The following is a 420-nucleotide window of genomic DNA, read 5'->3' on the forward strand; positions in this document are numbered from 1 at the left end:
AATAGAAGCCACGATGATGATGTGCTTGGGGGGTAATTTATTTATGAACTATTCTATTATTTGAGTCCAAAATGAAAGGTAAAACTAATACAACGGGTATTCAAAAACATGTTCAAAGAGAAAATAAAAACATGAAAATGTAGAAGTTGATTTAACAACACCTTATATGAATTATGATTTGATTAATTCTAATTCAATTGATTTTAATCAAAAGATAGATGAGAAAATTAAGCAAAATGATAGCGGTAAAGGTCATGGCTTAAAGCGAGGAATATCGAAATATAAAATAGAACGGCAACATAGAGAAGTTGAACAGGACGAAAGAGATACTGAGTATTATAAAAATAGAAAAGATGAAGAAGTGCATAAAGTAGTACATTTTAAGACTTTGACGAAAGATAATGAATTACAATTTGAATC

1 protein-coding gene is annotated in these 420 nt (G+C 28.6%); it reads left to right on the forward strand.

Translation table 11 applies throughout. The features are described from left to right. Window positions 1–166: 166 nt before the first annotated feature. Window positions 167–420: hypothetical protein (locus tag EII23_RS12450; protein WP_260424722.1), on the forward strand; the 254-nt coding region annotated here is incomplete at its 3' end.

Origin of the sequence: Desulfovibrio sp. OH1186_COT-070 (assembly GCF_003860215.1) — a bacterium.
Taxonomy (GTDB): Bacteria; Desulfobacterota; Desulfovibrionia; order Desulfovibrionales; family Desulfovibrionaceae; genus Desulfovibrio.